This window comes from Tessaracoccus sp. MC1756, from assembly GCF_014164735.1.
Taxonomy (GTDB): domain Bacteria; phylum Actinomycetota; class Actinomycetes; order Propionibacteriales; family Propionibacteriaceae; genus Arachnia.
This window is the reverse complement of the sequence record NZ_JACJFZ010000001.1, coordinates 383,912-401,102: the sequence shown is the minus strand read 5'-3', so window position 1 is coordinate 401,102 and position 17,191 is coordinate 383,912. Positions and strand designations below refer to the sequence as shown.

Annotated in this window: 13 protein-coding genes; 9 read left to right on the top strand and 4 right to left on the bottom strand. The window is 69.7% G+C overall.

Annotation, left to right across the window (positions count from 1 at the left end):
- The first annotated feature begins 2 nt into the window (after positions 1 to 2).
- From H5393_RS01860 to H5393_RS01850, 3 genes are read left to right on the top strand one after another with little or no spacing between them, the layout of a single operon-like run.
- Positions 3 to 1,463 (top strand): cytochrome c biogenesis protein ResB, encoded by a 1,461-nt coding sequence (locus tag H5393_RS01860; RefSeq protein ID WP_182765297.1) that lies wholly within the window; start codon positions 3 to 5, stop codon positions 1,461 to 1,463.
- Positions 1,460 to 2,398 (top strand): c-type cytochrome biogenesis protein CcsB, encoded by a 939-nt coding sequence (gene ccsB, locus H5393_RS01855; RefSeq protein WP_220488143.1) that lies wholly within the window; start codon positions 1,460 to 1,462, stop codon positions 2,396 to 2,398. Before H5393_RS01860 ends, ccsB begins: the two co-directional genes overlap by 4 nt.
- A complete protein-coding gene (locus H5393_RS01850; RefSeq protein ID WP_182765296.1) occupies positions 2,391 to 2,945 on the top strand; it encodes a TlpA disulfide reductase family protein in 555 nt (184 codons plus the stop codon). The genes ccsB and H5393_RS01850 overlap by 8 nt, the downstream gene beginning before the upstream one ends.
- On the opposite strand, the gene H5393_RS01845 is transcribed toward H5393_RS01850, so the two are convergent.
- A complete protein-coding gene (locus tag H5393_RS01845; protein WP_182765295.1) occupies positions 2,925 to 4,265 on the bottom strand; it encodes a dipeptidase in 1,341 nt (446 codons plus the stop codon). The two genes, H5393_RS01850 and H5393_RS01845, sit on opposite strands and share 21 nt — an antisense overlap.
- A 48-nt stretch (positions 4,266 to 4,313) precedes the next feature.
- Here H5393_RS01845 and H5393_RS01840 point away from each other — a divergent pair, with 48 nt between their 5' ends.
- A complete protein-coding gene (locus tag H5393_RS01840; protein ID WP_182763913.1) occupies positions 4,314 to 4,892 on the top strand; it encodes an ArsR family transcriptional regulator in 579 nt (192 codons plus the stop codon).
- 9 nt (positions 4,893 to 4,901) lie between these two features.
- Positions 4,902 to 5,378 carry a hypothetical protein gene (locus H5393_RS01835; protein ID WP_182763914.1) on the top strand — a complete coding sequence of 159 codons (477 nt, stop codon included), beginning with the start codon at positions 4,902 to 4,904 and terminating at the stop codon, positions 5,376 to 5,378.
- On the opposite strand, the gene purL is transcribed toward H5393_RS01835, so the two are convergent.
- Complete coding sequence (gene purL, locus H5393_RS01830) at positions 5,314 to 7,569, bottom strand: phosphoribosylformylglycinamidine synthase subunit PurL (RefSeq protein ID WP_182763915.1); 2,256 nt, start codon at positions 7,567 to 7,569, stop codon at positions 5,314 to 5,316. The two genes, H5393_RS01835 and purL, sit on opposite strands and share 65 nt — an antisense overlap.
- 189 nt (positions 7,570 to 7,758) lie before the next feature.
- On the opposite strand from purL, the gene H5393_RS01825 reads away from it, so the two are divergent.
- On the top strand, positions 7,759 to 10,464 hold the full coding sequence (locus tag H5393_RS01825; protein WP_182765294.1) for a S8 family serine peptidase: 2,706 nt from the start codon (positions 7,759 to 7,761) through the stop codon (positions 10,462 to 10,464).
- On the opposite strand, the gene pepN is transcribed toward H5393_RS01825, so the two are convergent.
- Positions 10,428 to 12,998, bottom strand: a complete 2,571-nt coding sequence (pepN, locus tag H5393_RS01820) for an aminopeptidase N (RefSeq protein WP_182765293.1) — start codon at positions 12,996 to 12,998, stop codon at positions 10,428 to 10,430. The two genes, H5393_RS01825 and pepN, sit on opposite strands and share 37 nt — an antisense overlap.
- A 126-nt stretch (positions 12,999 to 13,124) precedes the next feature.
- Between pepN and H5393_RS01815 the strand changes: the two genes are divergently transcribed.
- The 3 genes from H5393_RS01815 (at position 13,125) to H5393_RS01805 (ending at position 16,148) form a co-directional block, all read left to right on the top strand.
- Positions 13,125 to 13,913 (top strand): hydroxypyruvate isomerase family protein, encoded by a 789-nt coding sequence (locus tag H5393_RS01815; protein ID WP_182765292.1) that lies wholly within the window; start codon positions 13,125 to 13,127, stop codon positions 13,911 to 13,913.
- Between the two features lie 33 nt (positions 13,914 to 13,946).
- Entirely contained in the window at positions 13,947 to 14,825 is an 879-nt protein-coding gene (locus H5393_RS01810; RefSeq protein WP_182763919.1) for a 2-hydroxy-3-oxopropionate reductase, read from the top strand.
- 168 nt (positions 14,826 to 14,993) lie between these two features.
- Positions 14,994 to 16,148: a glycerate kinase gene (locus H5393_RS01805; RefSeq protein ID WP_182765291.1), complete on the top strand. Its 1,155-nt coding sequence runs from the start codon at positions 14,994 to 14,996 to the stop codon at positions 16,146 to 16,148.
- Between the two features lie 151 nt (positions 16,149 to 16,299).
- Here the strand turns inward: H5393_RS01805 and H5393_RS01800 are convergent, their stop codons facing one another.
- Positions 16,300 to 17,109, bottom strand: coding sequence for a hypothetical protein (locus tag H5393_RS01800; protein WP_182763921.1), 810 nt, complete (start codon positions 17,107 to 17,109; stop codon positions 16,300 to 16,302).
- Between the last annotated feature and the right edge of the window lie 82 nt (positions 17,110 to 17,191).

Below are 17,191 nucleotides of genomic sequence, written 5' to 3'. Positions count from 1 at the left end.
CCATGAGCCAGCTCGACGACCGACCCCTGAGCGTTCCCGAGGACCCGCTCGTGCTCGGTGACGAGCCCGAGGACGCGCCGAGTGGGCGCCGCGAAGGGCTGTTCCGCACCCTCTACCGATTCCTGCACAACAAGTTCGTCGGCCTCGCCATCATCCTGGCCATGGCCTTCCTCACCCTTCTCGGCACCCTGGTCGCGCAGGCGCCGGGCGGCGTGCTCGACGACCCGGTTTCGGCGCAGCAGTGGCTCGACTCCATCCGCCCACGCTTCGGGGGTTGGACCGATGTCCTCCACTTCCTCGGCTTCTTCAACATGTACCGGTCGGTGCCCTTCCTCGCCGTCGTGGCGCTGCTGGCCCTGTCGATCATCGCCTGCACCACCCACCGGGTCCCCATGCTGTGGAAGCACGCCACGCGTCCCCACCTGCACGTGACCGAGGGTTTCTTCAGCCACGCCCGCTACCGCGCCGGGCGCACCATCCCCGTCGCGCCGGAGCGGGTGGAGGCAGTGGCCCGCAGGGCGCTGAGGGGCCGGCGCTTCCGGGTGCTCGACGACGACCGCGGCCCCGGCCTGAACCTCTACGCCGACCGGTTCCGCTGGGGGCCATTCGGCACCGCGATCGCCCATGCGAGCTTCGTCATCATCCTGATGGGTTTCGTGGTGAGCGCGTTCTGGGGGCTCGACACCCACCTCAACGTCCCCGTCGGGACGCAGGTCGCCGTCGGCAACGGCACCGGCTACGAGGTCGAGGCCGTCTCCTTCCATGACGCCTACAGCGAGGACGGCCGCCCCGTCGACTACGTCTCGCACCTGGTGGTGCACGAGGACGGCGTCCCGGTCGCAGAGCAGCGTGAGGTGCGGGTCAACGAGCCGCTGCGCTTCGACGGCGTCAAGTACCACCAGGCCAGCTTCGGCATCGCGACGATGATCCGCGTGGCCGAAGGCGACACCACGCTGTTCACCGGCGGCGTGCCGCTGCAGTGGACCAGCCGCGACGGCAGCAACGCGCTCGGCCGCTTCGAGATCCCCGCCAAGGGCCTCGAAGTCATCGTCGTCACCCCCGCGTCGGGCCGCTCGGGGTCGACGATCCCCGCCGGCGAGGCCGTCTTCGAGGTCTACTCCGAGGGCGCCGACGAGCCGCTGGCCGTCCTGCCCGCGGCGCAGGGTGCGCCCGTCGAGGCCGGTGGGTTCCAGTTCACGTTCGAGCGCGAGATCCAGTACACCGGCATCACGGTGCGCTCCGACCCGGGCACCGCCTGGGTCTGGGCAGGATCGGCGCTGATGGTGTTCGGCATGTTCCTGACCTTCATGCTGCGGCACCGGCGCATCTGGGTGCGCATCACCCCCGACGGCGACGGCAGCCGCGTGCGCGTCGCGTCGTCGGAGAAGGTCGACGTCCTGTTCGAGCGCGAATTCACGCGCCTCGTCTCTGAGATCACCACCGGAAGGGCATCGAAGCCATGATGGAACTCGCTGAGTACTGCCTGACGGGCGCGTTCATCGTGGCCGGGTTGGCGCTGCTGCTGAACATCGGCGCCGTCACCTCGAAGAAACGCGCCCTCGAGCGGGTCGAGGCCGCCACGGCGCTGGAACTCGTGGGCAGTGGCAGGCCCACCGTCGGGGACCGGCCAGTGCCCGACTACGCCGACTACGGGGTCACGCCGCAGGCCGACACCGCCCGCACCCGCAGCCACGGCCTCGCGTGGTACGGCACCGCGTTCACCGTCATGTCGCTACTGCTGCTGACGGCCTACATCGGCATCCGCATGGCGGTGACGGGCCACGGCCCGTTTTCCAACCAGCACGAGTTCGCCGTGGCCTTCTCCTGGGGCATCCTGCTGGCCTACCTGGTGTTCGAGTGGCTGTACCGGCTCCGCGCCCTATCGCTGGCGGTGCTGCCGGTGACGCTCGGGATGATGGTCTACGCGATGAACCTCGACGCGACCGTCAATCCGCTCGTGCCAGCACTGCAGAACTCGATGATGCTGACGCTGCACGTCGGGTTCGCGGTGATCTCCTACGGCACCGCCTGCGTCTCGTTCGCCGCCGCCGTCCTCTGGCTGGTGCGCCCGAAGGTCAAGGCGCGCTGGCTGCCCGGCCAGGACACCCTGGACGACATCGGCTACCGCGCCGCAGCGCTCACGTTCCCGCTCATCACGATCATGATCGTGCTGGGCGCGATCTGGGCCGACACCGCCTGGGGTCGCTACTGGGGCTGGGACCCGAAGGAGACCGCAGCGTTCGTGACGTGGCTGATTTACGGCGGCTACCTGCACGCCCGTGTGGTGCGGAACTGGCGCGGGAAGAAGGCGGCGTGGTTGCTGGTCATCGGCTTCGCCATGGTGCTGTTCGCGTACTTCGGCAACCACTTCTTCGGCGGGCTGCACTCGTATGGGTAACAACCGCATCGTCTCCGTCGTGGTGCTCGTGCTCACCACGGCCCTGATCCTCGGCGGGGTCTGGCTGCTTCGCGGCGGCACTGCCGAGGGCGCCATGAGCGAGGTGACAGTCGCCGACGGTGGCGGCCGCGCCCCGAGGGTTGGCGAGAGCGCCGCCGACTTCGCCGCCCTCACCGTCGACGAGGCCGCCGTGCGGCTCTCCGATTACGAGGGCAGCCCGGTCTGGCTGATGTTCAACGCCACGTGGTGCGCCTCCTGCCGTGCGGAGAACCCCGACGTGCAGGCAGCCCATCTGGCCCACGACGACGTGGAGGTGCTGGCCGTGTACCTGGGTGAGACCACGCGCGACGTCGCACCCTACGCCGAGAAACTCGGGCTGTCGTACACGCACCTCGTGGACCCCACCACGCAGGTCTCGGCCCAGTACCAGGTGCGCGGCGTGCCCATGCACTTCTTCATCGACGCGGAGGGCAGCGTGCGGTCGGTGCGCGCCGGCACCCTGAACCGCTCCCAGATGGACGAGGAACTAGCCAAGATCGCCGGTTGAGAGCTTCTGCAGCAGGAGGGTCTCGGCCAGCGCGGCCTTGGCGAAGTCGCCCAGGTCGAGGGACTCGTCGATGCCGTGCATCCGCGAGGTGGGATCCACCACGGCGGTGACCAGCACCAGCGCGCCCTCGTTGCGGCTGGCGAACTCACCGACGATCGGGATGGAGCCCCCGATGCCCATCTCCACGGGCTCGACGCCGAACGCCTCGCGGATGGCATCGACGGCGGACCGGGCACGCTCGTCGTCGAGGGAGGTGCGGCTGCCCGCTCCCCCGCGCTCCGACTGGATGTCGATCTTCGCGCCCCAGGGGGTGTGCCTGATCAGGTGCTCGCGCAGCGCCCGGTCCGCGGCGACCGGGTCGTCGCCCGGGGCGAGGCGGACGCTCACCTTGGCGCGGGCCGACGCGATCAGGGTGTTCGACGCGTCCTTGACGGACGTGGTGTCGATGGCCAGCACGGAGCAGGCCGGCTTCGTCCACATGCGCGCCGAGGCCTTGCCCTCGCCAATCCACTGCACGCCGTCGAGGATGCCCGCCTCCGCGCGGAGCTGGGCGTCGTCCTCGTAGTCGATGGTGGGCTCGGGATCGACGGCCAGCCCCTCGATCGCGACGTTGCCCTTGTCGTCGTGCAGGGTGGCCAGCACACGGCACAGGGTGGTCAGCGCGTCTGGCGCCAGGCCGCCCCATTGGCCGGAGTGCACGCCGGATTCGAGCGTGGAGACGGTGACCACCGCGTCGATGAGGCCGCGCAGCGTGGTGGTGAGCGCGGGCCGGCCCACCGTCCAGTTCATGGAGTCCGCGATGATGAAGACGTCGGCGGCCAGTTGCGCGCCGAAGGTGTCCAGGAGTTGCTGCATCGACGGGGAGCCGATCTCCTCCTCGCCCTCGATGAAGACCTTCACGCCCACCGGAGGCTTGCCCTCGAAGGCGCGCAGCGCGGCCAGATGGAGCGCGACGCCCGCCTTGTCGTCCGCGGAGCCGCGCGCGTACAGGCGGCCGTTGCGCTCGGACGCGCTGAACGCGGGCGTGGTCCACGCCTCGGGATCCCCGATGGGCTGGACGTCGTAATGGGCGTACAGCAGCACCGTGGGCTGCCCCTCGGGCGCCGGGAAATGACCGTAAACGGCCGGCTTGCCGCCGGCCTCGAGGAACTCCACCTGGGGGCACCCCGCCTCGCGCAGCAGTTCGGCCACCGCCTCCGCGGCTGTCAGCACGTCGTCATCGTGCTGGGGCACCGACGAGATTGAAGGGATGGCGATGAGACGCTCGAGGTCGGTGAGGACGGACGGCAGTACGACGTTGACGCGGTCATGCAGGCTCATGGACCTAGACTACTACTTTCGCGTGAACCGAAGATGTATTCTGCCTATATGAAACAACGGCCTCCGACGATCGCGCCGCTCCTGCGCACGGACCTCCAAGGGGAACTGCTGGCCGCGCTGTTCCTGCACCCGGACGAGGAGTACACCCTCACGGACCTCTCGCGCCTCCTCGACGCGGGACTCAGCACGGTCCACACGGAGGTGGAGCGGCTGGCCGAGGCCGGCATCATCCGCGAGCGCCGCATCGGACGGGCCCGGATGGTCCGGGCGGATCCCTCCCATCCGCTCACGCCGTCGCTCACCGAAATGCTGACGCTCACCTACGGACCCCCCGCGGTGCTGCCGTCCCTGTTGTCGCGGCTGAAGGGCGTGGAGGAGGCCTACCTCTACGGGTCCTGGGCCGCGCGCCGGCTGGGCGACCCCGGGCCGTACCCCGAGGACGTCGATGTGCTCTTGATCGGCGCCGTGTCCCGCCGCTCGGCGAGCCGAGTGCAGGCCGAGGCGACTGGGCTCCTGCGCCGCGACGTCAACCTGACGGTGCTCCCCGCGGAGGAATGGCGCCAGCCCACCACGGGCTTCGCCAAGACCGTCCGCTCCGGCCCACTCGTGCCACTGACGCTGTCCTAAGCTGGCAGCATGTCGCGCTCGGCCCTGGCAGACCTCATCAAGGAGCGCCGCGTCGAGTCCGTCGCGCGGGACCCCCAACAGGTGGCCACCCTGCGCGAGCAGGCGCGAGCTCACCTGGCCAGTTCCCGGATGATCGGGCACACGGACGTGGCCGGCGCCTTCTCGCTGGCCTATGACGCCATCCGCAAGGAACTCACGGCGCTGCTGCTCGAACACGGGCTCCGCGCGAAATCCGCCGGCTCGCACGCGGCCACCGGTCAGGCCGCGGGCATCCTCCTCGAGGGGTTCGACACCTTCGGTTTCGAGTGGTTGCGCCTAGTGCGCAACGCAACCGAGTACGGATCGACGAAGCGCCCCGGCGCCACCATGGAGGACGTGGAAGAGGCGTGGGAGTTCGCGCGCGAACTCGGCGAGCTGAGACTTAGGCCATCGCAGCGGGAATCGGCGAGAGCCAGACGCTCCTCGCCTCCTCCGCCGACACCGTGAACTGACCGACGAACTCGAACTCGTCGCCCTCCGTGACCTCTCCCAGACGCTGCACCGGCACACCATGCTCGGCGCAGAGGGCCTCGAAGTCGGCGACGTCGCCGCCGGCCAGCGACACGATCACGCGCGCCGCGGACTCCGCGAACAACTCGACGGTGGGGTCGCCCTCGGGCAGCGTCACCGCGAAACCGGTGCCACCCTTGAACGCCGACTCAGCGAGCGCCACCCCCAGGCCACCCTCGCTCAGGTCATGCGCCGACGACAGCAGGCTGCGCCTGGCGGCCTCTCCCATGACCCTGGCCAGAGCCATCTCGGCGTCCAGCTTGACCACCGGTGGGAGCCCGCCGAGGTGGCCGTCGTGCACGGCCGCCTCCCAGATGGAACCGGAGAGTTCCTCGCCGGTCTCGCCCAGCAGCAGGATGGAGTCACCGGGATGCGTGAACGAGGCGCGGATGCGGGTGGCCACGTCGTCGATCACACCGAGCACGCCGACGGTGGGCGTGGGGAGGATGGGCTCCTCCGCCGTCTGGTTGTACAGCGACACGTTGCCGCCGGTGACCGGGATGCCCAGCTCGCGACAGGCGTCGACCAGACCCAGGATGGCCTCCGCGAAGGTCCACATGACCTCCGGATCCTCCGGGGAGCCGAAGTTCAGGCAGTCCGTGATGGCCACCGGCTCCGCGCCGGTGACCGCCACGTTGCGGTAGGCCTCGGCCAGCGAATGCTGGGCGCCCAGGTACGGGTTGAGGTAGGTGAAACGCGAGTTGGCGTCCAGCGCGAGCGCGATGCCCAGACCGGTTTCCTCGTCGATGCGCAGCATTCCCGAGTTCTCCGGCTGCGCCAGGACGGTGTTGCCGCGCACGTAGCGGTCGTACTGCTGCGTGACCCACGTCTTGTCGGCCACGTTGCCGTGCGCCAGCACCCGGAGCAGTGCGGCGCGCAGGCCCTCGGCGGTGTTGTCGCGCGGGAGGTCCTCGGCGCGGTCCGCCTGCACGTCGTCCAGCCACTCGGGGCGGTGGTACGGACGCTCGTAGACCGGGCCCTCGTGCGCGACGGTCTTGGGATCGACGTCGACGATGGTCTCGCCGTTCCATTCGATCACCAGGCGGTCGCCCTCGATGACCTCGCCCACGACGGTGGCCTGGACGTCCCACTTGCGGCAGATCTCCATGAACCGCTCGACGTTGCGGGGCTCGACCACGGCCATCATGCGCTCCTGCGACTCGCTCATGAGGATCTCCTCAGGAGCGAGGTTGGGGTCACGCAGCGGCACCAGGTTGAGGTTGACGAACATGCCGCCGTCGCCGGCCGAGGCCAGTTCCGAGGTGGCGCAGGAGATGCCTGCGGCGCCGAAGTCCTGGATGCCGTTGATGATGCCCGCCTGGAACAGCTCCAGCGTGCACTCGATCAGCAGCTTCTCCATGAACGGGTCGCCCACCTGGACGCTGGGGCGCTTCGCCGGGCCGTCCTCGTCGAACGTCTCCGAGGCGAGGATGGACGCGCCGCCGATGCCGTCGCCGCCCGTGGCCGCACCGAACAGGATCACCTGGTTGCCGACACCGGAGGCGTGCGCCAGATGGAGGTCCTCGTGGCGCAGGACGCCTACGCAGAGGGCGTTGACCAGGGGGTTGCCGAGGTAGGAGGTGTCGAACTGGACCTCGCCGCCGATGTTGGGCAGGCCGAGGCAGTTGCCGTAGCCGCCGACGCCCGAGACGACGCCGGGCAGCACCCGGCGGGTGTCGTCGGCGTCGAGGGGGCCGAAGCGCAGCGAATCCATCACGCCGATGGGACGCGCGCCCATGGCCAGGATGTCGCGGACGATGCCGCCGACGCCGGTGGCGGCGCCCTGGTACGGCTCGACGAAGGACGGGTGGTTGTGGGACTCCGCCTTGAACGTGACGGCGTAGCCCTGACCGATGTCGACGACCCCGGCATTCTCCCCGATGCCCGCCAGGAGCGGTCCCCGCGGGGTCTCCTGGGACAGGGTGCCGAACTTTTTCAGGTGCACCTTCGACGACTTGTACGAGCAGTGCTCGGACCACATGACCGAATACATCGCCAGTTCCGCCGACGTGGGGCGGCGTCCGAGGATGTCGCGGATCATCTGGTATTCGTCGTCCTTGACGCCGAGCGCAGCGTACGGCTGCTCGACGTCGGGGCTCTGGAAGGCATGCTCAACGGTGTCTACCACGGGGACAATCTACCGCGCCGCGCTCGGAACCGTCGCGCGTGCTCAGCGGCGACGCCCCTAACCCCCAGGGGTGGAATACCCGCCTGCGCCGATCGGCAAGGGGAGAGACTGACCCCCTCGTCCTGCATGATGACCCATTCCCTTCTCCACGACGAAGTAGTCGTGGAGCCTTACCAGGAGGAGAACTGGATGTCGCATCCATTCGCCGCCCGCTGCGCGCGGGCCTTCGGTGTGGGTCTCCTGTCAGCCACCGTCGCGCTCAGCGCCGGGACTGCCATGGCCGCACCCGGGCAGGCACCCATCGCCACCACCCCCACCACTCCCGCACCCCCCATCGAGGAACAGCTGGCAGCTCTCGGCGACGAGGTCGTCAGCGGCCGCTGGTTCGTCGAGGTCGACGGGGCCCCCGAGATCGCCGGCGGCACCGCCGGCGCCGCCAAACAGGCCCAGGACAAGGTCATGGCGGCAGCCAAGGCCGAGGGCATCGCGCTGAAGCAGCCGAAGCGCTTCACGGCCACGTGGAACGGCGTCGCCGTCACCGCGAGCGCCGCCGACGCCAGCAAGCTCGACGCGCTGGCCGGGGTACGCGGGGTCTACGCCGTCGTCCAGGTGGACCAGCCCGTCCAAGACGCGGCCGCCAGCCCCGACATCAATTACGCGCGCACCATGACCGGCGCAGACGTCGCCAACCAGGAGTTGGGTTACACCGGCGCCGGGATCAAGGTCGGCATCATCGACTCCGGCATCGACTACAACCACCCGGACTTCGGGGGGTCCGGCACCAACGCCGAGACCAGGGACTTCCCCGGTGAGCGCGTCAAGTGGGGCTGGGACTTCGTCGGCGACGCCTACGACGCGAATAGCGACGACCCGGCCATCAACACCCCCGTCGGTGACCGCTGGCCCGACGACTGCGGCGGGCACGGCACGCACGTGGCGGGCATCGTGGGCGCCGACGGTGAGGTCACCGGAATCGCCCCTGACGTCGACTTCGGCTCCTACCGCGTCTTCGGCTGCGACGGTTCCTCCAGCTCCGAAATCATCATCGAGGCCATGGACCGCGCGTACGCAGACGGCATGGACGTCATCAACATGAGCCTCGGCGCGTCGCTGCAGACCTGGCCCAGCTACCCCACTGCGCAGGCTGCGGACCGCCTCGTCGACGCCGGCGTGGTCATGGTCATCTCCCAGGGCAACTCCGGCGCCAGCGGCACCTTCTCCGGCGGCGCGCCCTCCGTCGCGCACAACGTGATCTCCGTCGGCTCGGTAGACAACGAGCAGTACATGGCGAACTACCTGACCTCCACCGCAGGCACCGAGCTCGCCTACATGACGGCGACAGGCTCTCCCGCCCCGGAGCCCGGCACCACGTTCGCGCTGGTCAACGCCGACCCGGTCACCGCCTGCGTGCCCGCCGAGATCGAGGCGGCCGGCGCGGACGGCCAGGCGCTGCTCATCCAGCGCGGCGGCTGCACCTTCCACGAGAAGGCGCTCAACGCCCAGAACGCCGGCTACGACGCCGTGCTGATCTACAACAACGCCTCGGGCATCATCAACATGACGGTGGAGGGCACCACACCCATCAAGATCCCCGCCATCAGCCTCCTCCAGGCCGACGGCACGGTCCTGGCAGCCGAAGCCGCTGCCGGCGCCACCAGTATCACGTTCTCCAAGGACCAGAAGCGCTTCGACAACCCCACGGGCGGCTCCCAGTCGGACTTCAGTTCCTACGGCCTGGCCGCGGACCTGACCCTGAAGCCCGATGTGTCGGCCCCCGGCGGCAGCATCTACTCCACCTACCCGTTGGAAGAGGGCGGCTACGCCACGCTGGGTGGCACGTCGATGGCGGCCCCGCACGTCGCCGGCGCCGCGGCGCTCGTGCTGGAGGCCCGCCCCCAGGTGGATCCGTACGAGGTCCGGACGCTGCTCACCACCACTGCTGACCCCTTCATCTGGGGCCTCTTGCCCCAATACGGGTTGGCCGAACCGGTGCACCGCCAGGGCGGCGGCCTCGTGGACATCCCGCACGCCATCACCACGGCGACATTCGTGGAGCCGCAAAAGATCTCGCTGGGCGAGAGCGCGGCCGGACCGGTCACGACCACGATCAAGGTGACCAACACCTCCGACCGTGACCTGACCTACGACCTCGGTGTGGAACACGGCGTGGGCACCTGGGGCGAGTCGACCGACTCTCTCGGGTTCTACATCCTCGAGGCCGACGTCACATTCTCCGCCGACAGCCTCATGGTGCCGGCCGGTCAGAGCGCCACCGCCACAGTGACCATCGACGAGAGCTTCGAGGCGGAGCTCGACGGCGCTATCTACGGCGGCTGGATCACGCTCACGTCCGGGAGCGAAGACCTCGTGATCCCGTTCGCGGGTCTGGCCGGTGACTACCAGTCGCTCACCTCACTGGAGTTCGCGGCGCTCACCTACATCGCCGACGAGGGCGTTCTCTCCGTGGCCGAGCCGTGGCAGACGTTCACGCTCGCCGACGGCGACATCCCGCGCATCGCGCTGTACCTCGCGTACCCCGTATCGGGGCTGTACGTCGACGTCTACCGGGCGAACCCGGACGGCACCCGCGGTGAGAAGGTGCACGCGAACTACCTCAACTACGCCACTGAGGTGGACCTCGGCCGCTTCGGCGACCTCGCCACCATCGCGTGGGACGGCACCTATCAGGGCAACCAGAGCGGCAACGGCAAGCTGCGCACCGTCGCCGACGGCAGCTACGTCCTCCAGGTCCGCGTGCTCAAGGCGCTGGGCGATCCCTCGAACCCGGACCACTGGGAGACGTGGGATTCCGCCCCGCTCACGATCGATCGTGCGCAAGGCATCGACGATCCCCGCGACTACAACGGTCCCAGCAAGGGCCGCGGTAAGCGCTGACCCCTGACCGAGGTGGCGATCTCGTCCTCGTGGATCTCCTCGCGCACGAGTCGCACCAAGGTCGCCGGGGCGGCGGGGTGCGCGGCGAGCCAGTCACGGCCCGCCGCGTGCCCGCCCTCCGGGAACCCGCCCCGCACGAGCCGCATGGCGATCTCAATCGGGTGGTCGCGCCACACCTGCTCGAGAGAGGCGAAGTACCGTCCAGCGTACGGTTCCCTCAGTTCCCGCTGGCCGGGTGCGGTGAAGCCCGCCAGCAGCGCATCGACGGCGTCGTTGGTCTCACCGTCGACGGTGTGCGCCCGGCGCCACGCCTCCTCCTTCACCGCCGCCTCCGGGCGCGAAGCCCAGGCCCGCAGGCGCGCCGTGCGCCCCGCCGCGGTGTCGTCGGCCGCCAACGCGGCATCCAGTTCGGCGTCGGTGGCGGCCCCCTGAGTCGAGAGGCTCTGCCACGCCAGCCAGGTGAGATCCGGCGAGAGTTCGAGCCCGTCGACCCCACCGTCGAGCACCCACCGCACGTCCTGCGCGGCCAGCGCGGCCGCGCGGAGGTACGCGCGGGCCCACAGCAACTGCTCCGGGGAGCCGGCCTCGGCGGCCCCCGTGGCCGCGCGGGCACCGTCGCGCCACTGCACGGCCAGGAGGTGGTCGGTGCTGTAGCGCGACACCGCGATGAAGGCGCGCTCGATCAGTGAGGCGAGTACGCCGGTCTGCCGCTCGCCCGACCCCACCACGGACGCGACGAAGGCACCCGGCTGGAGGTAGCCGGCGCGGACGTCGTGCCACAGGGCCGTCCAGGCGACGGCACGGGGCAGTGGGTCCAGGTCGCCGACGTGTCCCAGGAGGAAACCGCGCGACGTCTCGTCGAGCGCGACCTTGGCGAACGTGTGATCGAGGTCGTTGAGGAGGACGGCGTCCGGCAGCGGCCGGCCTGCGGCGGCGACGACGGGGGTTTCGCCCGCGGCGAGCACCACGTCGTGGCGGCTGTCGAGTTCCAGCCGGTCCCCCACCAGACGGTAGAGACCCACCGTCGTGGCGTGCGGCCGGCCTGCGTCTGCGTCGCCCGCGCCGAAGAAGTCGCGGTGCACAACCAATTCGCGCACGGTGCCATCGCCCGGCTCGGCGAGGACCGTGGCGCTCAGCGTGTCGTGGCCGGCGGTCTGCAACCAGGCCGCGCTCCAGGTGCTCAGGTTCCGGTCGGTCTCTGCGGCCAACGCGTCGATGAAGTCCGCCAGCGTGGCGGAGGAGAAGGCATGCGCCGTGAAGTAGCGACGCGAGCCCGCGAGGAACGCGGGGAGGCCGACGAAGTGCACCAGCTGCGTGAGAGCGGAGGCGCCCTTGGAATAGGTGATGCGGTCGAAGTTGGTCTTGGCCGCCTCGAGGTCCGGGATGTCGGCGACCACGGGATGGGTGGTCGGCATGGAATCAGCGAGGTAGGCGCCCACCTTGCGCTGGGTGGCGAAGTTGACCCAGCCCTCGTCGAAGCCCGCGGCTTCGACGGAGACGTGGGTGCCCATGAACTCGGCGAAGGATTCCTTCAGCCACAGGTCTCCCCACCAGCGCGGGGTGACGAGGTCGCCGAACCACATGTGGCTCATCTCGTGGAGAACGGTGTTGGCGCGCCCCTGCAACTGCGCCGGCGTGGGAGTGGAGCGGAAGAGGTACTGCTCGGTGAACGTGACCAGCCCCGGGTTCTCCATGGCCCCGAGGTTGTACTCGGGCACGAAGATCTGGTCGTACTTGGCGCCCCACGGGTAAGGGCCGAAGTTCTCGGTGAACCAGTCGAGGCCGGCCCTGGTGACGCGGAACAGTTCGTCGGCATCCAGGTGCTGCACGAGGCTCCTGCGGCAGAGCAGCCCGAGTTCGAGTTCCCGGGTTTCTGATGGGCCCGTCGGTTGGCGAGCGCCCAGCGGAGCGCCGGTCCACGCCGCGGTCACCCGGTGGTACGGACCCGCGCAGAGGCAGGTGATGTACGTCGACAGCGTGGCCGTGGGCTCGAAATCGACCCGCACCACGCCGTCGGAGACCGGCGTCCGGTTCGCCTCGGGCTGGTTGGAGCCGAACCACCAGCCAGCCGGACCGGTGACCGAGAAGGTGAAGGGCGCCCGCACATCGGGCTGCTCCATGGTGGGGAAGACGCGCCGTGCGTCGGCGGGTTCGTACTGCGTGTACAGGTAGGTCTCGCCGTCCACCGGGTCCACGAAGCGGTGCAGGCCCTCCCCCGTGCGGGAATAGCGGGCGCGCGCCCCGACCAGCACCTCGCAGCGACGACCCACCGGCAGGTCGGTGAGACGGAGCCGGGCGCCGTCATACTGCACGGGTTGCGGCTCGCCGTCGATGAGCAGACTGTCCACTTCGCCGAGGAAATCGAGCCACGTCTCGCCCTCGGCCGCGGTGAGGGTGAGGCGCGCCACGACGGGGAAGTCATGGTGCGCCGGATCGACCGCGTCCCGCACGTCGACCTCGACATGGTAGGCGTGCACCTCGACGGTGGCGGCACGGTGGGCGGTTTCCTGCTGGCTGAGGTTCGCAGACGACATGGAGCCTGAGTCTAGACGTGAGCATCGCACACCTCGGCGTGCGCCTCCGTACTTCGGGTTCGGGGGGTGCGGTTAGGGTTTCCCTAGAAGAAGGGATACTTCCATGGCGAAAGACGAGGATGTCTCATGTCCTACACCGTGAACTGCTCCATCCTCCTGACCGGGCTGCCGCTGCTCGAGCGCGCGCAGGCAGCACGGGACGCGGGATTCGATGCGGTCGAGTTCTGGTGGCCCTTCGCCACCTCCATCCCGCATGCAGCCGAGATCGCGGCCTTCGAGGCCTCGCTGCGCAACGCGGGCGTGCAGCTCACCGGCCTCAACTTCAACGCCGGGGACATGGCGGGGGGTGAGCGTGGCCTCGTGTCGCTCCCGGGCCGAGAGGATGAGTTCGTCGCCAACCTGGACGTGGTCGCCGGCATCGGGGAGCGCACCGGCTGCCGCGCCTTCAATGCGCTCTACGGCCTGCGCGACGACGCCTACACCCCGGACGAACAGGACGCGCACGCCGTAGCGATGCTCCGCAAAGCTGCGGACGCCGTCGACCGGATCGGTGGCACCGTGCTCGTTGAGCCCGTGTCGGGTGCCGAGGGCTACCGCCTGAAGACCGCCGCCGATGTGCTCGCCGTCATCGCCGAAGTGGGTCGTGACAACGTCAAGCTGCTCGCCGACTTCTTCCACCTCGCCGCCAACGATGACGACGTCGCCGCCGTGATCGAGGACCACGCAGCCGACTTCGGCCACATCCAGATCGCCGACTTCCCCGGCCGGGGCGCCCCCGGCACGGGCATCCTCCCGCTGGCCACCTGGCTCGAACGCTCGCAGGAACTCGGCTACGACGGCCACATCGGCCTGGAGTACAAGCAGCCCGACGCGCCCTTCGCCTTCGTCGGCCAGGGCGTCCTCCCCGGCATCTGACCCGCTCCTACCCATTCGTCGAAAGGCGTTCTCATGACCAACATCGCATTCATCGGCCTGGGCATCATGGGGCTCCCCATGGCGAGGAACCTCGTCAAGGCGGGCCACACCGTCGTCGCCTTCAACCGCAGCCCCGGGAAGGTGCAGCAGTTCGCCGCCGAAGGCGGCCGGGGCGCCACGTCCGTCGCCGAGGCAGTGAAGGACGCCGACGTCATCATCACGATGGTGCCGGATTCCCCCGACGTCGAGGCCGTGGTGACCGGTGACGAGGGAGTGTTCGCCAACGCGAAGCGGGGCGCCATCTGGATCGACACATCCACCATCCGCCCAGACGTCGCCCAGCGCCTCGCGCAACAGGCCACCGAAGCCGGCATCCGCGCGATCGACGCCCCCGTGTCGGGCGGCGAGGCCGGCGCGGTCGAGGGCAACCTGTCGATCATGGTTGGCGGCGACGCGGGCGTGGTGGAGGAGGCCCGCCCCGTGCTCGAGGACGTCGGTACCACCATCGTGCACGTCGGCCCGGCCGGTAGCGGCCAGACGGTGAAGGCTGCCAACCAGCTCATCGTGGCCGGCACCATCCAGCTCGTGGCCGAGTCGCTCGTGTTCCTCGAGGCCCACGGCGTCGACCTCGAAGCCGCCGTCCAGGTACTCGCCGGCGGCCTCGCCGGGAACCGCATCCTCGACCGCAAGGCCGCCTCGATGATCAAGGGCGAGTTCGCTCCCGGGTTCCGCATCGACCTGCACCACAAGGACCTCGGAATCGTCACCTCTGCGGCCCGTGAGGCGGGGGTCATCCTCCCCGTCGGCACGATCGTCGCCCAGCTCATGAACTCCGCCCGCCAGCGCGGGTACGGATCGCTGGACCACTCGGCTCTGCTGAAGCTCGCGCAGGACCTGGCCGGCAAGAGCTGAGCCACTCCCCCCCAACCGGACCATCCCCGACGACGACAGTCGCACCCACTAAGGAGACCGCTCATGACCCGGTCCTCATCCACCTGCGTATCGACGTCCAGATGACGGAGATCGAGTTCGACATCGAGACCCGCGGACCGTCGCCCGCCGGCGACTGAGGAGGCCTTCGTGTTGGTCGTCATCGCCCCCGACAAATTCAAGGGTTCCCTGGCTGCGCATGAGGTCGTCGAGGCCATCGCCGCGGGTATCCGCGACGTGATGGGTGAAGGCGCAGAGATCGTGTCCCTCCCCGTCGCTGACGGCGGGGAGGGCACGGTCGAGGCGGCCATCTCGGCCGGGTACGAGCGGCGCACCGCCACGGTGCGCGGCCCACTCGGCCACGGAGTCAACGCCCACTGGGCACTTCGCGACTCGGAGGCTGTCATCGAAATGGCGGCGGCCTCCGGCCTCGAACTCATCCCCGCAGCTGAACGCGACGGTCTCCGGGCGTCGTCGTTCGGCACCGGAGAACTGGTGCGCGCAGCACTGGATGCCGGGGCCAGCACCATCGTCCTCGGCGTGGGCGGCTCCGCCTCCACCGACGGTGGCGCGGGCATGCTGGAAGCCCTCGGGGTCCGGCTCCTTGCCGCCGATGGCTCCCCCGTGGGTCCCGGTGGCGGCCCGTTGGCCGACCTCGCGCTGGTCGACGCCTCAGGGCTCGACCCGCGGCTGGCCGCCACGCGTTTCGTGCTGGCCAACGACGTGGACAACCCGCTCTGCGGACCCAGAGGCGCCGCTGCCGTCTTCGGGCCCCAGAAGGGCCTGACCCCGGACGCCATCCCCGTCATCGACGACGCCTTGGGGCGCTGGGCGAACCTCCTCGGCGAGGCCATCGGGCTCCCGCCAGGAGCGGATCTGCTCCGGGGCGCTGGCGCGGCCGGCGGGGTCGGCTTCGCGGCCCTCGCTGGGCTCGGGGCTGAATCCCGGCCGGGGGCCGAACTCGTGGCCGAGCTCGTGGGCGTGCCTCAGGCATTGGTCGGGGCGGATCTCGCCATCACCGGCGAGGGCAGCCTGGACGAGCAGTCCCTGGGAGGCAAGGCCCCGATGGGCGTGCTCGCCGCCGCCAGGAAGGTCGGGGTGCCCGCCGTGATCGTGTGCGGCAGGTCCCTGCTCGACGACGACCAATGGCAGCAAGCAGGATTCACCGCTCTCTACGCGCTCACCGATCGGGCCACCAGCCCGGAGGAGAGCATGCGCGAGGCGGCGAGGCTCCTGCGCGAGGTCGGACGAGAGATCGCGATGTCGATGTTGACGCCGCTCCCCCAGCGAAAAGGCCACGCCTGACGAACTACCAGCCCCAGGGCGCCGTCGGCACCTGCAACGTGCCGACGCGGAAGAGGCGCTGCGTCAGCGCCGTATGCCGCGCGGCGCCCGGCCGGGCGGTTGTTGACCCGCGGCGAGTAGGGTCAGGCAGAGCTATCCGACAGGGTGCCGCTCACACCTTGGCTGCCCGGTACCCGGCCGCCTCTGCCGCGCTACGCGTTGCGAAGCACTCCTCGGGCTGCGTGCGGCTGTAGTAGCGCTGATCGGGCATGTGGTAGATCATCGAGTTCGCGTTGCCCTTGATGGGATATGCCGACGGGCAGTTCCAGCCATTCGGCGAGGCGGACCCCGACGTCGGCGCCGGGGCCACCGTGACGGGAGCCGCGATCGCCGCTGGCCTGGGCGCGGCAGCTGCGCTGAGGAGTTGCTTGGGGCCCGGAGCCGGCGGCGCCAGGTACGGTGCCGGGGCCGGGATCGTCGTCACGGCGGGTACCGTGGAGGTGGAGAAGCGCACCATCGAGTTGAAGACCTCCTTGGTCTCCTGCTTCACGACTCCCCCGGCCTCCGAGGCGACGGTGGCGACGATGTAGTTGCGGCACGCGCCCCGGCCGGTGGCCGCGGTGTCACACTCGGTGCGCCACGTGCGGCCGTCCGTCGAGGTCCAGGAGCCGGTGTTGCCCAGCGGGTTCGATGCCCACGCCTGGCGTGCCGAGGGGAGGTAGGCGAGGTTGTTGAAGGCCCAGGTGTTCTGCTTGTACCACTGGCCGTTCTCCATGAAGACCTTGGTGGCGAAGATGTCCGTGGTGCACCGGATGATGGTCGCCGAGTAGTTGGAGCACGACGTCTGCCAGTAGCGGTCGTTGATGAGTTGCACACCGGGCGTTGAGTACACGTCGCCCGTGGTGGCCTGTGCGGGCGTCGGGACCAGTAGCCCCGCCGTCGCTATGACGGCTGCGGCGATCCCCGCGAGAATTTTGCGCATGGACATGTCATTTCCCCAATCACCGGGACCCCCGCCCGGTTCCGAGCAGTCTGACACAGCCGGAACTGGGCGCCATCCCCGG